Origin of the sequence: Pseudomonas gozinkensis (assembly GCF_014863585.1) — a bacterium.
Lineage (GTDB): Bacteria > Pseudomonadota > Gammaproteobacteria > Pseudomonadales > Pseudomonadaceae > Aquipseudomonas > Aquipseudomonas gozinkensis.
On the sequence record NZ_CP062253.1, the window covers coordinates 6,504,627 to 6,525,574 of the forward strand.

At 62.6% G+C, this 20,948-nt stretch carries 16 protein-coding genes; 3 read left to right on the plus strand and 13 right to left on the minus strand.

The window, feature by feature from the left end:
* Window positions 1–122: 122 nt before the first annotated feature.
* Entirely contained in the window at window positions 123–1,562 is a 1,440-nt protein-coding gene (gene cls, locus IHQ43_RS29160) for a cardiolipin synthase (RefSeq protein ID WP_011336657.1), read from the plus strand.
* Between the two features lie 2 nt (window positions 1,563–1,564).
* On the opposite strand, the gene cfaB is transcribed toward cls, so the two are convergent.
* The 5 genes from cfaB to hflK (IHQ43_RS29185) form a co-directional block, all read right to left on the minus strand.
* Window positions 1,565–2,749: a C17 cyclopropane fatty acid synthase CfaB gene (gene cfaB / locus IHQ43_RS29165; protein WP_192562910.1), complete on the minus strand. Its 1,185-nt coding sequence runs from the start codon at window positions 2,747–2,749 to the stop codon at window positions 1,565–1,567.
* A gap of 177 nt (window positions 2,750–2,926) precedes the next feature.
* Window positions 2,927–4,834 (minus strand): heavy metal translocating P-type ATPase, encoded by a 1,908-nt coding sequence (locus IHQ43_RS29170; protein ID WP_192562911.1) that lies wholly within the window; start codon window positions 4,832–4,834, stop codon window positions 2,927–2,929.
* Entirely contained in the window at window positions 4,831–5,889 is a 1,059-nt protein-coding gene (gene hflK, locus IHQ43_RS29175; protein WP_192562912.1) for a protease modulator HflK, read from the minus strand. Before hflK (IHQ43_RS29175) ends, IHQ43_RS29170 begins: the two co-directional genes overlap by 4 nt.
* The gene (hflC, locus tag IHQ43_RS29180) at window positions 5,886–6,932 is read right to left on the minus strand and encodes a protease modulator HflC (protein WP_192562913.1); all 1,047 of its coding nucleotides are present in this window, start codon (window positions 6,930–6,932) and stop codon (window positions 5,886–5,888) included. Before hflC ends, hflK (IHQ43_RS29175) begins: the two co-directional genes overlap by 4 nt.
* Window positions 6,929–8,875: a protease modulator HflK gene (gene hflK / locus IHQ43_RS29185; protein WP_192562914.1), complete on the minus strand. Its 1,947-nt coding sequence runs from the start codon at window positions 8,873–8,875 to the stop codon at window positions 6,929–6,931. Before hflK (IHQ43_RS29185) ends, hflC begins: the two co-directional genes overlap by 4 nt.
* Before the next feature lie 210 nt (window positions 8,876–9,085).
* On the opposite strand from hflK (IHQ43_RS29185), the gene lpdA reads away from it, so the two are divergent.
* The gene (lpdA, locus tag IHQ43_RS29190) at window positions 9,086–10,486 is read left to right on the plus strand and encodes a dihydrolipoyl dehydrogenase (protein ID WP_192562915.1); all 1,401 of its coding nucleotides are present in this window, start codon (window positions 9,086–9,088) and stop codon (window positions 10,484–10,486) included.
* 37 nt (window positions 10,487–10,523) lie between these two features.
* Here the strand turns inward: lpdA and IHQ43_RS29195 are convergent, their stop codons facing one another.
* Window positions 10,524–10,997 (minus strand): Lrp/AsnC family transcriptional regulator, encoded by a 474-nt coding sequence (locus IHQ43_RS29195; protein ID WP_007954205.1) that lies wholly within the window; start codon window positions 10,995–10,997, stop codon window positions 10,524–10,526.
* 144 nt (window positions 10,998–11,141) lie between these two features.
* Here IHQ43_RS29195 and IHQ43_RS29200 point away from each other — a divergent pair, with 144 nt between their 5' ends.
* Window positions 11,142–11,771 (plus strand): LysE family translocator, encoded by a 630-nt coding sequence (locus IHQ43_RS29200; RefSeq protein ID WP_192562916.1) that lies wholly within the window; start codon window positions 11,142–11,144, stop codon window positions 11,769–11,771.
* On the opposite strand, the gene IHQ43_RS29205 is transcribed toward IHQ43_RS29200, so the two are convergent.
* The 7 genes from IHQ43_RS29205 to IHQ43_RS29235 are packed head-to-tail and all read right to left on the minus strand — an operon-like array spanning window position 11,768 to window position 20,836.
* The gene (locus IHQ43_RS29205) at window positions 11,768–13,906 is read right to left on the minus strand and encodes a tetratricopeptide repeat protein (RefSeq protein WP_192562917.1); all 2,139 of its coding nucleotides are present in this window, start codon (window positions 13,904–13,906) and stop codon (window positions 11,768–11,770) included. The genes IHQ43_RS29200 and IHQ43_RS29205 overlap by 4 nt on opposite strands.
* Window positions 13,893–15,086, minus strand: coding sequence for a DUF3142 domain-containing protein (locus IHQ43_RS29210; RefSeq protein ID WP_192562918.1), 1,194 nt, complete (start codon window positions 15,084–15,086; stop codon window positions 13,893–13,895). Before IHQ43_RS29210 ends, IHQ43_RS29205 begins: the two co-directional genes overlap by 14 nt.
* Window positions 15,087–15,134: 48 nt before the next feature.
* Complete coding sequence (locus IHQ43_RS29215) at window positions 15,135–15,953, minus strand: class I SAM-dependent methyltransferase (RefSeq protein ID WP_192562919.1); 819 nt, start codon at window positions 15,951–15,953, stop codon at window positions 15,135–15,137.
* On the minus strand, window positions 15,947–17,101 hold the full coding sequence (locus tag IHQ43_RS29220) for an acyltransferase family protein (RefSeq protein WP_192562920.1): 1,155 nt from the start codon (window positions 17,099–17,101) through the stop codon (window positions 15,947–15,949). The genes IHQ43_RS29215 and IHQ43_RS29220 overlap by 7 nt, the downstream gene beginning before the upstream one ends.
* Complete coding sequence (locus IHQ43_RS29225) at window positions 17,098–17,994, minus strand: class I SAM-dependent methyltransferase (RefSeq protein WP_192562921.1); 897 nt, start codon at window positions 17,992–17,994, stop codon at window positions 17,098–17,100. Before IHQ43_RS29225 ends, IHQ43_RS29220 begins: the two co-directional genes overlap by 4 nt.
* Window positions 17,991–19,295, minus strand: a complete 1,305-nt coding sequence (locus IHQ43_RS29230; protein WP_192562922.1) for a glycosyltransferase — start codon at window positions 19,293–19,295, stop codon at window positions 17,991–17,993. Before IHQ43_RS29230 ends, IHQ43_RS29225 begins: the two co-directional genes overlap by 4 nt.
* The gene (locus IHQ43_RS29235; RefSeq protein WP_244142234.1) at window positions 19,289–20,836 is read right to left on the minus strand and encodes a glycosyltransferase; all 1,548 of its coding nucleotides are present in this window, start codon (window positions 20,834–20,836) and stop codon (window positions 19,289–19,291) included. The genes IHQ43_RS29230 and IHQ43_RS29235 overlap by 7 nt, the downstream gene beginning before the upstream one ends.
* Window positions 20,837–20,948: the final 112 nt, after the last annotated feature.

The following is a 20,948-nucleotide window of genomic DNA, read 5'->3' on the forward strand; positions in this document are numbered from 1 at the left end:
CCGTTAGACGCCGGCCGCCTGTTTCGGTTCATGGCGGGCGCCGGCGGCTTGAAAACAAATAGCGACAATCGCCATGGAACATGGTCTGTTAAGCATTGAATCTTCAGGAGCAAGGTTGCCCCATGGATTATTTCGGCCCGCACATCTTCGGTTATCTGATCGCCCTGATACACACCCTCGGCTCGATCGCCGCGATCCATGCCGTATTGACTGTACGCACCGCCCAAGGATCGATCGCCTGGGCGCTGTCGCTGATCTTCATTCCCTACCTCACCCTCATCCCGTATCTGGTGTTCGGCCGCAGCACCTTCGATGGCTACATCAAGGCCCGCCGCCAGGCCAACGAACAGATGCGCCAGGCGATTTCCGAACTCAACTGGCGGCCGTGGGTGGAAGAAGCCCTGACCGCCCGCGCCTCGAATGCTTACGACTCGTTGCGGGCGATGCCGAAACTGGGACGCATGCCGTGTCTGGCCAACAATGAAGTGCGATTGCTGATCAACGGTGCCGCCACCTTTGAGGCGATTTTCCACGCAATCGATCAGGCACGGGAAGCGGTACTGATCCAGTTTTTCATCATTCACGACGATCGTCTCGGCCAGCGCCTGCGTGACCTGCTGCTGAAGAAAGCGGCCGAAGGCGTGGTGATTCATTTGCTCTACGACCGCATCGGCAGTCACGCCCTGCCCCACAGCTATGTGCAGGCGTTGCGCGACGGCGGCGTCGAGGTCAAAGCGTTTGCCACCCGCAGCGGCTGGCTCAATCGTTTCCAGGTGAATTTTCGCAACCACCGCAAGATCGTGGTGGTCGACGGGCTGATCGGGTTTGTCGGCGGCCATAACGTCGGCGACGAATACATGGGTGAAAAACCGCCGCTGGCACCCTGGCGCGACACTCACGTCCAGGTGCGCGGCCCGGTGGTGGCGTGCATGCAGGAGTCATTTGCCGAAGACTGGTTCTGGGCCGCGCGGTCATTGCCGCCGCTGATCCTGCCGGACGCGTACCCGGAGGACGGCGTGCTTTGCCAATTGCTCGCCAGCGGCCCGGCGGATGCCTACGAAACCTGCTCGTTGTTCTTCGTCGAAGCCATCCACGCGGCGACCGAGCGCGTGTGGATCACCAGCCCTTACTTCATTCCAGACGAAGCCGTGTTCGCAGCATTACGCCTCGCGGTGTTGCGCGGGGTCGACGTGCGTCTGCTGCTGCCTTCGCGTCCTGACCATCGCATTGTCTACGCCGCCTCCAGCCTTTACGCCTTCGAAGCGGTGCGCGCCGGCGTGCGGGTATTCCGCTACGAGCCGGGTTTCCTGCATCAGAAAGTGGTGTTGATCGACAGCGAAATCAGCGCCATCGGCAGCGCCAATCTGGACAACCGTTCGTTCCGGTTGAATTTCGAAGTGATGCTGCTGACCGTCGACAGCGAATTCGCCGCCAGCGTGGAACAGATGCTCAACGATGACTTCGCCCAAGCCTACGAGGTCGCCAAAGAAGAAAGCCGGGAGATCCACCGCCTGCAACAGGTCGGCATGCGGATCGCCCGGCTGATTTCACCGATTCTCTAGGCTCAAGGGTTGTAGATGTCGTCCCTCGTCCACGGCAGTTCATGGCTGCCGTCGGCATGGGCCTTCACGGCGAGGATCTGGTGCAGATTGATCCAGCCGCGCGCGAATGCGTAAGCGCAACCCGCCAGGTACAGACGCCAGATGCGCAGCGCCTGATCCGGCACCAGTTTCGCGGCGGCCTCAAGGTTGTCCTCCAGCCGTTCGCTCCAGTGATCCAGGGTGCGCGCGTAATGCAGGCGCAGACTCTCGACGTCGACGATCTCCAGACCTGCTTCGCTGATCTCGGCCGAGATCATCGCCAAATGCGGCAGCTCGCCGTTGGGGAACACGTACTTCTCGATGAAATCCCCGGCGCCGCGCCCTACCGGACGGCCGTCGGTGTGCTTGGCGGTGATGCCGTGGTTCATCACCAGGCCGCCCTCTTTCACCGCGCCGAACAAGGTTCTGCAGTATTCGGCGAGGTTGGCGTGGCCGACGTGTTCGAACATGCCGACACTGACCACTTTGTCGAAACGCCCGTCCTGGGGCAGATCGCGGTAGTCGAGCAGTTGCAGTTCGATCTGATCTTCCAGCCCTTCCGCTTTGACTCGCTCGCGGGCCAGGGCCAGTTGCTCTTTACTCAGGGTGATACCGAAGACCTTGGCGCCAAACTCACGGGCGGCATAACGCGCCAGCCCGCCCCAACCGCAACCGACGTCCAGCAGATAGTCGCCGGGCTGCAGGCGCAGCTTGCGGCACAGGTGCCGGAATTTTGCTTGCTGGGCTTGCTCCAGGGATTCGCTGCCGGTTTCGAAATACGCGCAGGAATACGCCATGTCGCTGTCCAGCCACAGCTGGTAGAACGCGTTGGACAGGTCGTAATGATAGGAGATGGCCTTGGCATCGGTTTCCTTGTCGTGGAGCGTGCGTACCGGCTGAGTGTCCTCGTCCCCAAGCAACGCTGTGCTCAACTCATCGCAGACCCGGATGACCTCGCTGATCGAGCCCTCCAGTTCGAGTTTGCCCTCGACGAAAGCCGCACCCAATGCGTCCAGACTGGGATGGGTGAACTGGGTGACCATCTGCGGGTCCTTGACCACGATGGTGACGCTGGGCGTCGGGCCCAGATTGAATTCATGGCCGTCCCAGAGTCGCAGGCGAAGCGGAAGCTGCAGATTCTGTAAGGCCGGTGGAAGTTGCGCGAGCATGGAATATCCCCCTGGTTTCAGACGTCTGATCTGAGGGTAGACCATCCTTGAAAATTAGCAGGCTATCGATTTGATAGTTGCCGACTATCAGCCACAGCGGCTGTCACCGCGCTGTCATCCTTGTTTCAGTGCGCCTTATCCAATGACTGCGAGAGCGGCGCACAGTTCGAAAAATGATCAGTCCGACGCTTTCAGCTTCAGCAACGGTTCCTGAAACCGCAGCAGGCGCCCGGCATTGCCCAGCACCAGCAGCGTGCTCAGGTTGTGCAGCAATGCAGCGATCATCGCGCCCGCCGCACCGAGCCAGCCGAAGGCTGCGAACACCACAATGGCCAGCGTCCAGCCCAGACCGATGATCACGTTCACCTGCAAGGTGCGTCGGCACTGACGGCTCAGGCGCACACAGGTGCCGAGCCGACGCAGGTCACTGCCGATCAGCACGATGTCGGCAGACGCCAGCGCAATGTCCGCGCCGCCCGCTCCCATCGCCACACCGACGACGCCCGCCTTGAGCGCCAGCGAATCGTTGATCCCGTCGCCGACCACCATCGGCCGGAAGCCGTTGTCGATTTCCTTGAGCACTCGATTGAGCTTGTCTTCGGGCAACGCCTGGGCTTCGACTTCGTGCAGGCCGACATCCTTGGCCAAGGTTTGCGCGACGCTTTGCCGGTCGCCAGTCAGCAACAGCTGTCGTCCCAATCCGAGGTCACGCAGTTCACTTAGCGCAAATCGCGCTTCCGGTTTGACGGTGTCGGCCAGCAACAGCCAGGCGAGGAATTCGCCGTTCAGTGCCAACCCGGCAATCGGGCCATCGTGTTCGGGGATCGCCGTGGTCAGGATGCCCAACTGCGCAAACAGCTCCGGGCGCCCGAGCGCGGCCTCGCCTTGCGCGGTTTTGGCCACTACGCCCAACCCCTGCCGCTCATGAATATCGGTCAGCACCAGCACCTCTTCCGCGCTGACCAGTCCGGCCAGCGCGCGGCTGACCGGATGACTGCTCGCCGCCCCCAGGCTTGCAGCCAGCGCCATCACCGAACCGTGATCCGCTCGTGGGCTGTTGATCGACTGCAAGCGCAGCGTGCCGTAAGTCAGGGTGCCGGTCTTGTCGACGACCAGCGAAGTGAGATCGGCCAGTTCCTCAAGGAACGCCGAACTGCGGATCAGGATCCCGTGCCGCGCCGCCACCGCCACCCCGGCGATCGCCGTGGCCGGTGCCGACAACACCAGAGCGCATGGGCATGCCGCCACCAGCACCGCGAGCATCGCCTGTGCGTCGTTGGTGATGAACCAGGTCACCGCCGCGAGCAACAACACCAGCACCATGTAACTGCCGGCATAGCGTTCGAGCAAACGAGTGATCGGCGGCTTCGAGCGTTCGGCGTTCTGCATCAGCGCGATAACTTTGCCGAGGGTGGATTCATCCCCGGTACGGGTCACTTCAATTCGCAGCAACCCGTCGAGGTTGATCGCGCCGCCGAACACCGCCATGCCGACGCCCGCTTCCACCGGCACCGACTCACCGGTGATCGATGCCGTATCGAGGCTGGCCTGGCCGGACAACACCCGACCGTCCGCCGGCACCCGATCGCCAGCGCGCACTTCGACTTTGTCGCCGGCCTTGAGCGTGCCGTTGTCGACCTCGATGATCGAACCGTCCGCCTGCACCTTGCGCGCATGACTGCGGGTCAGTTGGCCGAGGGCATGAATCGCTTCCTGGGAACCGATCACACTGCGCTCTTCCAGCACGTGGCCGAAGATCATGATGATCGGCAGCAGCGCGGCGGTGAGCAGATCGCCCGTGGCCCAGGCCCCGATCATCGACAGGGCGATCAACTGATCGGTGATGCCGTGCAGGCTCGGATAACGCAGGCTGAACCACGCCGAACGCATCACCGGCACCGCAACTAATAAAGAAGCGAATCCGAGCAGCAACTGACTGACCCCGCTTTGCTCGGGCATCAGCCAGCGCCAGATCAGCCCCAGACCGAGCAAGCCGAGGGCGAGCATCGCCAGGGTCAACTGGCGCGCGGCGCGGCGTTGTTCGGCCGAGGACAACAGGCTCGGAGATGAGGTGGTGGCAGTCATTTGCTGGCTCCCTGAATGATCAGGCGTGAATCGTCTTTCGGGTCGACCGTGGTGACCGAACCGGCTTGTCCGAGAATCTTCGGCATCCGCTCGCGGTACAGACGCAACAGCATTTGCGGGTCCGTGCCCTGCTGTTGCGCCTTGGCCAGGCTCAACACCGTCGCAGTGTCGGCAGAGGCTTTGGCCAGCCGCTCACCGGCCTGGGCGTGGGCGACTTGCAGCGTGCGGTCAGCCTGCTCGTTGGCGGACTGGGTAAGTTTTTCAGCGTCCGTGCGGGCATTGGCGACCGCTTTGTCGGCTTGCTGGCTGGCAGTGAGGACAGCGTTGAAAGAGCTGACCGCCGGCTCCGGCAAACTCGATTGCACATCGACCCGCGCCACTTCTATGCCGATGCCCTGACCGCTCGCCTTCAACTGGGCGAGACGTCGGTTGATGCCTTGCACCAGATCGCCCCGCAGCCGCTCGCGACGTTCGGCGGCCTGATTATCAGCACCGATCAACTCCGGCCGCGCCACCAGAATCGTGTCCAGATCTCGCGCCGCGGTAAGCGCCACCGCGCTGCGCGTCACCACTCGATCCAGCGCCGGCAGCACATGTTCGCCTTGCAGTACGAAGTCATAGGGATCGGTGACCTTGTAGAACACCCGCACATCCAGTTGCACCACACCGGCATCACCGGTCAGCAGATAACCAGAGCCGGCCAGCGCGTCACTCAGCGGCGTGGCGAAGGTTGCAACGCGATCCGCCTGCAAGGCCTGATCACTGCGCAGCAGATTTTCCACCCGTCGCTCGATGACCCGATCCGCCGCCGGCAACAAAACTACCTGCTCGAACGGCTGCGGCCACGCCAGTAACAACCCGGCATTTTGAATGCGATCCAGTGCTCCGAAATGCAAAACCACGGCGCGATTTTGCGGGTCGATCTGCCGGACATTGGAAAATGCCCAAGCCAATGCCGCCAGCACCGTCACCGCGTACAGCGCGAAAAACGCCAAACGTCCCGCTTGAATCCACGGACTGTTCAGCGAATGTGTTCCACGTGGAACTTCATTCATGGCTGCGTTCCGCTCTTGCTGTCGAGATTCGGCGGACCGTCGACCAACACCCGGAATGGCGCGGCGTCAGTGCGCAGGATCAGTTTGGTGGCTGGCGACACGATGGTGCCGAGGGTATCCAGCGAACGCAGCAAGTTGTACAGCTGCGGTGAACCGGCGTAAGCGCGTCCGTAAATCTGCGCCGCTTCCACCCGCGATTGGGCTTCGATATCGGCGGCTTTCACCGTGGCGTCGGCTTGCACGATGCGCGCATCGCGTTCGGCGGCGGAGCGGATTTGCGCCGCTTCACGCTTGCCGATGGCGGTGCGTTCGGTGGCGATGGTTTCACGCTCGGCGCGCATCCGGTCGACCGTTGCTGTCAGGGTCACTGATGGCAATGTCAGCCGTTCGATGCCCACCTGCACCACCCGCACGCCGTAAGTCGCGAGCAGTTGCTGATCGATTTGCTGGCGTAACTGCGCTTCAAAATCGGCGATGCGAACCTGGCTGGCATCGGTGTTCACCAGATTCGCCAGATCGAAACTGCTGGCCGTGGTTTCCAGTGCCGAACCGACAAACGTCCGAATCTGCCGCGCCGCTTCGTCCGGCTGGTTCTGCACAGCGCGCATGAAGCGCTGCACGTTGTCGGGATCACCCTGCACCTGCCAGGCCACGTATGCCTGAACGATGATGCGCAACCCGTCGCGAGTGCCGACGTCCTGCAAGCCGCTGGAAGTCGTACGCAAACGCAGGTCCACCGGAATGGCTGCTTCGAACGGCGCCGGCCAGCGCCAGCTCAGGCCCGGTTCCAGCAACACGCGGGACGGATTGCCGAACCGCGTGATGACCGTGGCTTCACCGGAGCGCACTTGCACCAGGCTCGCCGCCGCGATGGCGAACGCCACCAGCAACGCTGCCCAGCCCATGCGTTTCCACGGAAAAGGTCCCGCCTCTTCCGGCGCACCGTGGTGATGGTGATGATGCCCGTGATGGTGATGACCGCCGCCATGAGCATGATCGTGGCCGCTGTGGTCATGGTGATCGTGAGTGTGCGACTGGCTCAATGGGTGGCTCCTGGCTGAGCGGTGGTGCGCGCCGGATCTGCCGGCAGCGTGAACGTACGCAGGTCGATGGTCGGTGCATTACTGCTTCCGCCCAGGCGATGGTCGAGTACCAACAGTTTGGCTTTGCTCAAACCCTGGCTGAGTTGGCTGAGGTATTGCTCCAGCACGAAGGCCTGGCCGGCGCTGGCGTAAGCCTTTTGTTCGGCGCTGAATTTCAGATCCGCCGCCCGGGCGGTGGCGTTGATTTCATGGGCGTTGGCACTGGCCTGATCCCGAGCGAGACTGGCCTGCAACTGCGCCTGGTTACTCGCTTCGGCAGCGGCGCCGCGCTCACGGGAGATCAACGCCTGAGCACCGATCTGCGCGGCTTGCACACTGTGATAGGCATTGGCCGCCCCTGCCGGCGGGTGTATCGCTTCGACGACTGTGGCGAGAATTTCCACGCCGCTGTCGAGTTTCTGCAGATCGCTTTGCACGGCGCGGCCGATTTCTTCGGCGAGCCCGGTCCTGTCCTCACCGAGCAATCCGTCGAGAGTACGCGAGGCAAAGTCATGCACCAGAATCCGGATGGCGGTGCTGCGGATCAGCGTGGGCACATCGGCACTGTGATAAGTGGCGGCCAACGCGGCCTGATCGCTGAGGCCGATGCGATAGACGAAGCGCACGTCCATGTTGACGATCTGAAAGCTCTGCTGCTCGCCCCGGCTGCTGGCGATCACCTGGGACTTGTCGTTGACGTGGCTGGCGTCCCACAAACGATTCGCGGTGAATGGCGCCGGGCCTTCTGCCGGGTCCAACTGCACGGGTGCCGGGTTCTCGCCGACGCTGGTTGCCAGTTCATGCACCACGCCATTTTCAACGTTCAGCACACGCCCCAGCGGCCAGGGCAAACCGGCGTGCAACCCCGGGCCGAACACCTGCACCGGTTTGCCGAAGCGCTCGTAGATGCCACGGCTTTGCATCGGAATTTCGTGAAGGCCGGTAAGCAACCAGCCCACCGCCGCCACCAGCAACAACACCGGCAAGAACGCGCGGCGCATGTAACTGAAGGCCCAGATCTGACGCAGATCGATGCCGAAGCGGTTGTGCAATTCGTGCTGCAACGCGAGCAGAGGTTGTGGCGGCCAGCGCAGCAGATCGGCGACGAAACTGCGCGCCAGCAACACCGGTTCGAGTTGTTCGCGGCGCGGGCTGAACAGCGACAGCAGCGCACGCAACAGCAATTCCAGAGCGACCAGACCCGGCAGAATGCCGATCAACACCGCCAGACGCACCGGCCAGATTGCGGTATCACTGGCGAACAGCAGACACAACGCGCCCAGCACCAGACTGATGATTGCCACCCGCGTCAGTTGCGCCAGCGCCCCGGCCTCGGGCCATTGCGCCGGGTTTTCCTGCGCCAGTTGCCGCTCCAGTACCAGCAGAGCGAACGCCACCAGCAACGCGATGGCCGCGCCGACCGTGGCGGACAACCCCACACCCGCCGCCGGCAGCGTCAGATTCCACATTTGCTCGATGCTTGACAGCACCAGCACCGACCACCCGCCGAGCCACAATGTGGCCGCGCCGATCTGCCCGAGCAGATGCAGACTGCGCTGACTCATGCGATCCAGTAGCCGCTCGTACCAGCCTTCTGGCGCAGGTTCTTCAGCAACCGTCACCGGCACGACGGGATGGATCACCCGCGCCCGCCACTGCGTCACCCACCACGCCGATTGCAGCCCGGCCACCAGCACCAGCAACGCCGCGCTCTGATTGACCAGCAGCGCGGGCCACAGCGATTGCGGCGCAAACAGGCCGACGAAAAATGCCAGCACCCACCCTGCCCCGGCCAACGCGCCCAGGCCGATCGCCAGGCGACGTAAACGCCGGCCCTGCGTTGCCGCTTGCTGAAAGCGCGGCAACCCGGTCACCGGCGTGCCTTCATCCAGATCGACTTGCATATCCCCCCAAAACCCTTGGCTCACTGCACATATCGTTACGATATAACGAAAGTCGTGAAATATTTGTACTCATTTGCATCATTCAAAGATGCGCAACCTGTCGCTTGCCTGAAGCCTTGACCGAAATGTCTGGAAACGCACATATTACGTTCGTAATTTTCAGTGCCAACTACTTTTACCGATCCGCATCCTTCAGCCAGGAGTAAGAGCATGAGCAACTATGACGTGGTGATTCTGGGCGGTGGCCCCGGCGGTTATAACGCAGCGATCCGCGCCGGCCAGCTGGGCCTCAAGGCCGCGTGCGTCGAGGGCCGCGCCACGCTGGGTGGCACCTGCCTGAACGTCGGCTGCATGCCGTCCAAGGCGCTTTTGCATGCGTCAGAGCTCTACGAAGCGGCGCTGGGCGCGGAGTTCGCAAATCTGGGCATCGAGGTCAAACCCACGCTCAACCTTGCGCAGATGATGAAGCAGAAAGACGAAAGCGTGAGCGGCCTGACCAAAGGCATCGAATTCCTGTTTCGCAAAAACAAGGTCGACTGGATCAAGGGCTGGGGCCACATCGACGGCCCCGGAAAAGTCAGCGTGACCGGTGATCAGGGTAGCCGGATTGAGCTGACTGCCAAAGACATCGTCATCGCCACCGGCTCCGAGCCCACTCCCCTGCCCGGCGTGGAGATCGACAACAAGCGCATCCTCGACTCGACCGGTGCGCTGTCATTGAGTGAAGTGCCCAAACATCTGGTGGTGATCGGTGCGGGCGTCATTGGTCTCGAACTCGGCTCGGTCTGGCGGCGCCTCGGCGCGCAGGTAACCGTGGTGGAATACCTCGACCGCATCTGCCCCGGTGTCGACGGCGAAGCCGGCAAGACCCTGCAACGCTCGCTGAGCAAACAGGGCATCAGCTTCAAGTTGAGCTCGAAAGTGACCAGCGCCACCTCCTCGGCCAATGGCGTACAGCTCAGCGTCGAGCCCGCCGCTGGCGGCAGCGCAGAAATCCTTGAAGCCGATTACGTGCTGGTGGCCATCGGTCGTCGTCCGTACACCCAGGGTCTGGGCCTGGAAAACGTCGGCCTGAGCACCGACAAACGCGGCATGCTCGCCAATAAACAGCATCGCACCGAAGCGCCCGGTGTGTGGGTGATCGGCGACGTGACGTCCGGGCCGATGCTCGCGCACAAGGCTGAAGACGAAGCCATGGCGTGTATCGAGCAGATCGTCGGCAAGGCCGGTGAGGTCAATTACGAGCTGATTCCCAACGTGATCTACACCCGTCCGGAGCTGGCCAGCGTCGGCAAGACTGAAGAGCAGCTGAAGGCCGAAGGCCGGACGTACAAAGTGGGCAAATTCCCGTTCACCGCCAACAGCCGGGCGAAGATCAATCACGAGACCGAAGGTTTTGCCAAGGTCATCGCCGATGAGCGCACCGACGAAGTCCTCGGCGTGCACTTGGTCGGCCCGAGCGTCAGTGAAATGATCGGCGAGTTCTGCGTGGCCATGGAATTCAGCGCCTCGGCCGAAGACATCGCCCTGACCTGCCACCCGCATCCAACCCGCTCCGAAGCGTTGCGTCAGGCGGCGATGAATGTCGAGGGGATGGCGACGCAGATGTAAGCACTGTGCGAATACTTCCCGCGCAATGCGGGAAGTATCAGGACGGCAGATGCCCCAGCGGCAGCGCGCCGGGCGTCTTCACCGTGTGAATCGCAAAATTGCTGCGGATATCGCTCACACCCGGCAACTTCAACAGGCACCCGGTGAGAAAACGGTCATAGGCGCGCAGATCCGGCACCACCACCTGCAGCAGAAAGTCCGACTCCCCGGACACCAGAAACGCTGAAATCACCTCCGGCAACGCCGTCACCGCCCGGTGAAATGCCTCGGCCTGTTCGTCGTTGTGCCGCTCGACCTTGACCCCGACAAACACCGTCAGCCCCAATCCCACCTCATCACGATCCAGATTGGCCTGATAACCGCGAATCACCCCGGCTTCTTCGAGCATCCGCACCCGGCGCAGACAGGGCGATGCCGACAGACCGATTTCGTCGGCCAACTGCACATTGCTCAGGCGCCCGTCCCGTTGCAGCGCGGCGAGAATCTTGCGGTCAAAGGCATCCAGTTTCATGGTTGGCAGATCCTGATGGCTTGCATGGTCAAAGAGCGCAGATTATGCCAATTAAATGACCTTTAGAAGCTGACTACGCAACCACCTGCCCTGCCCTTCGGCCCTAGACTGAGGGGACCGAATCGACAACGAAAGGGGTGCGACATGGCGAGTCTCTGGCTGTTTTTCCTGGCCTTGGCGGTGGTCTATCTGCTGCCCGGTCCGGACATGATCCTGCTGTTGCAGACCGGCGCCCGCCAGGGTCGCGGCGCAGCGCTCGCTACAGCGGTGGGCCTGGCGATTGCCCGAGGCTGTCATGTAGCGCTCGCGGCATTGGGGCTGGCGGCGCTGTTCAAGGCGGCGCCGTGGACGTTCGATGCCGTGCGGATTGCCGGTGCGGCGTACTTGCTGTGGATCGGCATTCAATGCCTGCGCACCACGCTGCTGCCGGATCTGAACGCCGACACCGTAACGGACAGTCATGCGCAGTGGTACGCAGCCATCCGTCGCGGCCTGCTGACCAACCTGCTCAATCCGAAAGCCTTGCTGTTCTGCTCGGTGCTGCTGCCGCAGTTCATCGTGGCGGATGGCGCACCGGTGCTGACACAGTTTGCGCTGCTCGGCGCGATTCTGGTGGGCGCAGGTCTGCTGTTCGACAGCGCCTACGCCCTGACCGGCGCCGCGCTGGGCCGCTGGCTGAAACACAGCCCGACGGCCCAGCGAGTGCAACAGTGGCTATTCGGCAGCCTGTTGATCGGCTTTGCGGTGCGCCTGACCTTCGTCCAGCAGGCTTAGGTTTTGCGGGCCTTGCGCTGGCGGCGGGTAATCAGCAACAACGCCACCGCGGTGAAGGCCACGATCGCACCGATCTGCACCGGCCACTTGTACGGCCGCAGTGTCGAACGCACCGAATCGGTCACCTGAGTGACGTAGCGCTTGTCGGCATTTTCGAAGTCCGGATAAGGGCATTGATGGCCGAAATCCACGGCCCACAGTACGTACGGCCCTTCATCGACATAGCGTTTGTACAAGGCGCTCTGCTCTTGCAGGCTGCTGTTCCAGCCCGCCGCCGAGCACAACACCGCAGCAAACGCCTGACTGGTGTGCGGCAGATTATCCGCCGCACGGCTAGCCAGCGCCGTAGCAACAAAACGGTAGTGATAACGCTCGTCCGGCTGCGCTTCGCTGGCCTTCTGACGTTTCACCTCGGCTTCGCTGACCAGCGGCCCGACTTTCAGCTCGGTGTTTTCCAGGCTGTAGTTGCCGCCGAAGGTCGCGTAATCCGGGGCCATTTCGTAGCCCAGAATGTCCATGCCCCACTCGCGCGCCGTCCACGCCGCATTGAACAGCGCGCTGGCACGCTTGGTCGGCCACCACGCCGAATCGGCCTTCAGGCGTTGCTCACCATAGAGCCGGGCCTTGTTCTGCAGATCGGCGCTGTCGAAATAACCGACCCCTTCTTCGTAATGCCCCTCACGCAACAAGCGCCGACCCAGCAGATTGCGCAGGCTCGCGGCCACCGGCAGCGGCACATAATTGTCGCGATCCTGCTGGCTCAGCGCGGGCGGTGCCGGCACGTTGGTATCGACATAGTTTTTCAATTCCTCGACCGTCAGCACTCGCTCGGCCACAGTCGCGGCGTCGAACCAATAAATGTTTTTGCTGCGATACAACTGGTCGAAGGCCTGCAGATACTCGCCACGTTGCAGCGCCAGAATCGCACTTTCACCCTCGACCCGGCATTTGGGCTGCACGCTTTCGAGATTCCAGTCGGCGGTGCGCCGCTCGCCCCAGGATTCGCCCTGCGGGAACGCTTGCGCAGCTTTCGCATAGGCCGCCGCTGCTGCATTCCTGTCGCCATCGCGCACGGCCAGTTTCGCCCGCAGCCACCACGCCAGGCCACTGTCGCCGGCGTGTTCGAGGAACGCCTTGGCGCTGGCGTAATCACCCTGTTGATAATTCATTGCCGCCAGACGATCGGCGTTGTCGAGGCTGCCGCGCGTGCTCGCTTGCAGGGCCTTGATCAGTTTTTTCTCGTTCGGCGGCTCATCGCCGAACGACCAGCCGATCCGGCTGATCAGCGAGGCGGTCACCAGTTGCTGCACCGCTTCGCCTCGCAGCAATTTCGCCAGCCGGTCTTCGGGCTCTTCTGCCAGTTCGTTCATCAACTGCTTCAGCGAGGAGTAACCGACGTCCGAGCCGTGCAGGTCCTGCGCGGCATAGAGTTTGATTGCGCTGTTCCAGTCACCCGCCGCACGCAGCGCCCGCGCCTCTTCGCCAAGACTGGCGACGCCCAGCTCCAGCGGATCGCTGAAACCGTCGATGCTCAGTTGCCGGGCTTGCCGGAAGGCTTCGATGGCATTTTCCAACGCTTCAAGCGCATCGCCCGCTTCGCTGCTCATGGCAAAGAAAGCGCGGCCCAGGGAATAAGCCGCCCACGTGCTGCGCAATGCACGCTGATCGGCCGGCAGCGCCAGCAACTGACGGAAATACTCGACAGCCAGTTGATTGTCACCGGCGCCGAACGCCACGGCCCCCGCCACATACAGACGCAGTTCCGCCGGCAGGCTCGCACCCTGCACGTCGACCTGACGCGCGTCGGTCAGGCTGCGCAGTTGTTTGACCAGCGCTTGCTGTTCAGGCGTCAGGCCGATCTGTTCGGCCTTGTTGCGCAGATCGGCCGGCTCATCAGGTTCGCCATAGATGTCATCCGGGTTATACGTGACCGCAGTAACGTTTTTCAGCCCGGCAATGGTTTTGCCGAGGCGACTGATCTCGAACCTGAAGTTGCCCTCCGGCAGTTCCGCCAGCGATTGCCCGCGATCGTCGAGCAGACGCATCGGGAAATCCGGGCCGCAGGCCAACGCCGAGCCCAGCGGCAGGCTGAGGCTCAGGCAAAGCAGATGGCGGGGCCAGTTACGGGTCAACATGCGAACCTCCTTGATCAATATTTGCGCAGCGTGCCCAACCGATCGCACGCTGCCCGCCCGCCGGCAATCGGCCGTCGCGCAGGCGGGTGAAGGTAAGCAGATCCGCCGTCTGTTGCAACGCATAACCGGCGAGCGCATCGGCGCCTTCGCAGCCCCGGGCCTTGAGGGTGATGCGGGCAGGCCAGGCGCTGTCGAGGTTGCCGACGTTACGCAAGGCGATATCTTGCAGGCCGTTCTGTTCGGTGAACGTCAGGCCGAGCTGGCTGCTCAATGCATCGCCTCGGGCGACCGCACGCAGCGTGCTCAGACTCCAGGCTCTGCGGTCGTTGGCCAACGGCAGCCGAAACCAGATCAGACCGGCCAGATGCGCCGGGCGATCCTCGCGCAATTCATTGGCCAGTCGGCCCAGTTGTTGTGGATCGGCAAGCAATTCGCGTCGCTGGCCACCCCGTTCGAGCGGCACTTCGCTTTCCACCACCGGGGCGCCGCCGGCGTCCGCCAACAACGCCACGCCGTAGGCCGGCAGCGCCAGATAAAACGGTTTGTCGGTCACCCGCCCCCAGGCCTTGGCCCAGCGCTGCGCCTGCTCGGGATCGAACAGACCGCGACGCGGATCGCTGACGGCGTGCACCTGCAACACACTGCTGTCGACGGTCGCCAGCAGCGCCGGCAATTGCGGGCTGTCGAGCCAGGCAGGCAACGCGGTGATGCTCAGAGGCAGGTTGGCCGGCAATGCGCCGCGCAAGTGAACGAGGAATTCGGTATAGGCCGACAGTCGGGCACTGCCGGCATCATGATCGATCTCGACCCCGGCCAGGGTAAGTCCCTGACCTTGCCAGTCAGCGAGCACTTGATGGATTTGCGCCGTAACCGCTTGCGGGTCGAGCGCCTTGAGCTGGCCGTCGAGGCGAATCACCGCGATCAACGGCCGGGCATCGCGTTTCAGCAGCGCAGAATCGACGCGTGCCCGACTCCAGCCGGCATTCGGGAAAGCCTGCAACGCCAATACCCGCAACGTCGAAAAGTCGCTGCGACTGTCGTTCAGGGCAGGTTCATGGGCCGGCGTCCATTGCCGTTGCCAGACGTAGAGCTGCTGATCGAGCGGCACTGTGTCCTGTCGTTCACAAGCACACAGCAACACCACAGCCACCAGGGCTGACCACCCGATGATAAAGCGCATACCTTGCAGATCCCTGAGACATCAGGCTGCAAGGTTACACAAAAGCGCTCAGGGCTTGCGGGCAATGATGACCTGACTTTTCGCCACCACCGCGTCCAGCGCCTGCTTGATCTGCGCGCCGCGTGGCGAGTCGAGCACCGCTTGCCAGGTATCGGCCCAATGGTTGAGCAGCGGATGATCCGGGTTGCTGAATTCGACCTTCGCTTCCCAGAACAACATCATCCACATGGACCAGTAAAAGCCGTACTGACTATGGCTGATGATCTCGAGTCCCGCCTCGCTGACCATCGCCTTGAACTGCTCTTCGCTGATGATGCGAATGTGGTTGGGCTTCTGGAAATACTCCGGCGCGGCAATGTCCTTTTGCAGGTCTTCGGAGCTGGGGTGCGGCACGCTCAGCAAGTACAGCGCGCCGGACTGGCCGACGCGTACCAGTTCGGCAAGAAACTGCGCCGGATCGTCGACGTGCTCGATGACTTCAGTGGACACCACGCGAGTGGCGGTGCCATCGGCGATCGGCAGCGGATTGCAGTCGGTCACATGGCATTCGACGCTGCGCGCCGGCGTGTCGCTCAGGCGCTGGCGAGTCGCTTCGACCTTGGCGCCGTCGATGTCGGCAATGATGATCTTTGCCCCGCGCATACCGCAGAAATGCACGTTGCCACCGTCGCCACAGCCAACGTCCAGCAGAGTGTCGTCGGCGGTCACCGGGAAGCCTTTGAACAGCTCACCGGTTTCCTGATTGAACCAGCCGCTGAGCATCGCGTCGTGCAGGCCGAGCATGTAAGGGTCCACCTTGTCGGCGACCGGTGCGACAGCTTGTGCGGGGGCCGGAGCCGCCGTGAGTTTTTTCAAAAGGCTCAGCATGAGGTGGCTCCAGAGGACGAGACGGCAGTTCGCGAGCTTGCGAGGCGTTTCACCAGCGTGGCGCCTCGATTGCGCATGGGCATTTCGATCAAGCGGTAATTGAGTTCACTGAGCAGCACGATCAGGCCACCGGCAATCAGCAGCGTCACGATCGGATGCCCCGCCGGGCTCGGCAGGCCGGCGTCCTGTAAACGGAAGGTCAGTTCCCGCACCAGTTGATAGGCCGGGATGTGTATCAGGTAAATGCCGTAGGAACGGCTGCCGATCCATGCCATCAGCCGTTGCAGACCACCGGCCGGCAGCAGGTAATTGCGGTCGTACGAAGCGATCCACACCAGCACGGCGCTGAGCACGGCGATAGACCCGATGCGGTAACCGGCAAAGGTGAAGCGGTCGGTGGCCATGAAGCTCAGCAGCGCTCCGAGGCCGACCAGCGCGAGCAATCCGGTCCATGGCCGACGCAGGAATACAGGCTCCCAACGGCGATAACCCGGCTGCACGCTCCACATGGCCAACAGCACGCCCAGCGCCAGCGCATCGGTGCGAATCACCATCAGCAGCGGCGTGCGCACCGTAAACAACTGCACCGCCACCAGCGCCAGCAATGCCCACACCAGATGCTTGCGGCATAGCAGGATCACCAGCGGGAACAACAGGTAGAACTGCTCTTCCAGCGCCAGACTCCAGTAAACGAAACTGCTGCCGTATTCGTAATGAAAGAACGCATCGGCAAAGCGGAAATTGGCGTACTGCAACACCCCCGCCAAAGTGGCCTGGACGTTGGCTGACCACGTACCGAACGCACCTGATCGATTCAGAAACACACACGCCAGCAGCATCAGCGCCAGCCACAGCCAGGCCGACGGCAAAAGACGAAAGACCCGGCGCAGCCAGAAATTGCGCGTCTGCTCCCAGCACTCCTGGCGATTGCTGCAACCGCGCAGCGCCGGAATCAGACTGCGGGCGATGACAAACCCCGAGATGGCAAAAAACAGGTCGACGCCCCACCACGGCTGCGCAAAGGCATGGATCCTTTCAAGCAGCGGCACCGGGTCGGTGAACAGGCTGCCCTGCAAGTGATGAAACAGCACGCCGAGTACCGCGACAGCTCGCAAGACTTCAATGTCCATGATCCGCTTGCCGCTCATGACACATCTCCTGCATCGAGCGGTTTGCGGGCGATGATCACCTGGCTCTTGGGCATGAACCGGTCGAGCATCTGCTTGATCGCCATTCCATCGGGCTGCGCCAGCAAGTCCTGCCAGGTTCTGGCCCAGCTCTCCATCAACGGTGGATACGGCGCCTGGATCCGGTCGCGCACGGCACCGCCGAGATCACGTCCGGCTGCACGCTCGCTGGCCCAGAAAAAGATCATGCCCATGACCCAGAAGAACCCTGTGGCCTGACGATGCTCGATCACCAGACCGGCATCTTCCACCAATGCTGCGAAGCGTTCCGGGGTAAAAATCTGCACATGATTGGGTGACTGGTAATAACCCGCCGGGGCAATGCCCTGCTGCAAATGCTCGCCCACCGGTGCCGGCACGCTGAGCAGGTACAACGCACCGGGACGGCCCATGCGCACCAGCTCGGCCATGAACGGCTCGGGCTGGTCGATGTGTTCCAGCACTTCCATGCACACGACCTTGCTCGCACAGCCGTCGCTCAACGGCAGTGGCAGGCTGTTGCTGACCAGACCGAGACTGGCCTTGCGGCTCTGCGCTTCGACTTGCCGGGCAAGATCACGGACCTTGTCGTGTTCGCTGTCGGTGAAGATCACCGAGGCGCCCTGGCGCACGGCGAACAACGTCGCCACACCCTCACCGCAACCCACGTCGAGCAAGGTGTCGTCCGCATCAATGGCAAAGCCCTTGAGCAACTCGCCACTGTCGCCGTGAAACCAGCCGTCGAGCATGGCATCGTGCAGGCCGACGTCCCGTGGCGATACGCTGGCAGCCAGCGGTTCAGGCACAGAAACCGGCAAGGAGGCCGGCACCGATGGCGCAACCGGACGCAAACGCCGCAGCAATGCGCGGATCATATGCCCGTGGCTTCCGTTGCAGCGACAGCGCGAAGCTCATGCACTTGAGCGAGAAAATCGCGCAACCGCTGCCCGGCCACCGCCTGACTGCAGAACGCCTGCAGACTGGCAACGGCTTGCGCCGACATCTGCGCATATCGCCGGGGGTCGTTCTTCGCCACCTCATAGCTGTCGCGATAGGCCACACAGACCGACGCCCAGTTGGTCATGTAGCGCAATGTGCGGAACGCCTTGCGCGGATCGTGAGGCCAGGCCGTGAGTTCATCGGTGGACTCCACCACGAATGCGTTATCGGTACTCAGGTAATCGATCATCGCCGTGGTGCGCGGCGCCACGGCCGGTTTGCCGCAGGACATGAATTCCATCAGCGGCAGGCACTGGCCCTCGCCGTAGGAAGTGTTCACCACGTAACGGGTGGCCTGCACCAGACGCTCGTAGTCCGCGTCCGTGAGGTAGCCGTAGATCAGCACGATGCGGCAGCGGTAGGACTGGTTCTTGTACAGGTGATGGAGAATGTCGCCGAGCGCTTCTTCTGCATCGTGATGCGTGAGTTTGAGCACCAGCGTCGCGTCTTCGACCTCGCGGAACGTCACGCAAAAAGCGCTGAGCATGTCTTCCCAGTTCTTGCGGCCGTCACCGGGATTGAACACCGAGGTGTAGACAACACCGTCCAGCAGCAGCTCTTGCTCGCGCACCGGTGCCTGGAAATCGATGCCCTTGCCACGGCGCAGGTGTTTCGGGCCGAATGCGTCGAGATCGAGTTGACGACTGTCGGCGACCAGCCCCTTGATCGTCAGGCGCACCGGCCCTGTCGAGGGTTGGCCCTGAAGCTGTGCGCCTCGTTCTGCAAAGCGATCCCACACCGGCGCCGGCACCGCGACAATCGGGTAATCGGCGCCCATGGCCTCGCGCACGGCGTTGACCGTGTAACTGGAATGGGTGATCGCCGCGCCGCAGGCCCGGAGCACGGTGCGCCAGTCATTGCGCGGCTCATTGTCGAAAGGTTCGTTGGGGATGGTGCTGAATTCCCAGGCGAACACCGGCAGCGTCGGGCACGCCAGATGGACCGGCGTACGGTGCGGCGGCGAGAACGACAGAAACACGCACGGCTCGCCACGGGACAGGCACTCCAGATACAGCGCATCGACTTCGCGCGCCGGGTCGACGACTTCCACCACGCGCCCGAGGCGTTCGAGCACCGGCCGGTATTCCTTGAGCACGAAGTAATAGCTGTACTCCGAACGACCGAGGTTCTGCGCGATGGTGTGCTGGTTGGTTTCCGAGTGAATGATGATCAGCATGAGGCGTTGTCCGTCACGGGGGCAGCATCGGCAACCAGCGGAATCAGGCCGAAAAAGTCCGCCATGCGCCGCTGCACCGGGGCAAACGCGCAGTAATCGTGCATGCGTTCGACAGCCGCGGCAGACATGCGCGCGTACTCCTGCGGCTGTGCCTTGGCCATGCGGTAGCTGTTCTCGTAGGCGCTTTTGAGCGAAGCCCAGTCCGGCCGATAGCGCAGGGTGCGGTAAATGATGCGGGTGTCCTGGGGCCAGATCGTCAGCTCTTCGCTGGACTGGACGACGAAGGCCACCGAGTCATCGATGTAGTCTTCCATCGCCGTGTGGTCCGGGGCGATCACCGGTTTGCCGCTGGACATGAACTCCATCAGCGGCAGGCACAAGCCTTCGCAGCGTGAAGCATTGACGTAAAAACTGGCGGCCTGGTAAAGCCGCGCATATTGCGCATCGTCCAGATAACCGTGCATCACCAGCACCCGGCAGGCGAACGGTGACAGTTGCGCGAGCAGGGTCATCAGTTCGCTGTAGTAGGACGCCAGATCGTTCTGGGTAATCTTCAGCACCAGCGTGGCGTCGGGTGTTTCGCGAAAGGCCCAGCAGAACGCGGTGACCAGGTGGTGCCAGTTCTTGCGACCATCCCTGGGATTGAAAACGGTCACGTAGACCACGCCTTCCACCGTGGCCTCGACCACCGAGGAAGTGTCCGGCAGATCCAGCGGTGGTGGCTCGGCGACGACAATCGCATGCGGAGCGGCAATGGCCGGCAGGCGTTTCTCGAGCCAGGCGTGCGCGCGGTCCGAAAGCAGATCCTGCAGACCTTCCCAGTACCAGTGGTGCAGGTATTTCACCCGTTCTTCACCCGCGCCCAGCATCCACAGACGCAGATAATGGCGGGCAATGACCAGGCGTCGTTTGACCGTCAGCGGTGGCGGGCGCAGCGCCTCGATTTCAGCCAGTTGCTCGGCAGTCAGCGGTTTTGGCAGCAAGTCATCGGCAGACAGTCCCAGCGTGCGGCTGTCGAAAATGCAGCCCTTGATCGCCAGGGTCGCGCCTGGATTGATCGGTGCACTGACGTGCTGCTCACGAATGGCGGCGAAGTTTTCCCACAAGGGCGTCGGCAGCACGAGTACCGGAAAGTCCTCGCCCATGGCGCGGCGAATCGCGCGGGCGGTGTGGCTCGACAACGTGATGACCCGTCCTTGCCGTGCGAGCATCTGCGTCCAGTCGTGGCGCAGATCGCCGTCCCACGACTCGTCGGGGATCGAATCGAACTCCCATGCGATCACGCAGATCGTCGGGCATTCAAGGTCGGTCGGGGTATTCTGTGGTGGCGTGAAGGACAGGAAAACGCTGCTTTCACCGGCGGCGAGCAGTTGTCGATAAAGTGGGTCGACCTCGGCGCTGGTGGACACCACATGCACTCGTCCCAGGCTTTCCAGGACCGGGCGATAGGCCTTGAGCACGAAGTAGTAGCTGTATTCGGGACGCCCGAGACTCTGGCTGATGGAGCGGTCGTTGACGTCCGAGTAGAGAATGAAATTCATGGCATCCCACGGTGAAACCGCCATCCCGGCAGCTTCACGCTATGACGGCCGGGCGTCGGATCGAACCGGTATCAGCGGTGTTCGTCCTGCGTCATCGGGCACGTTTCTGTTC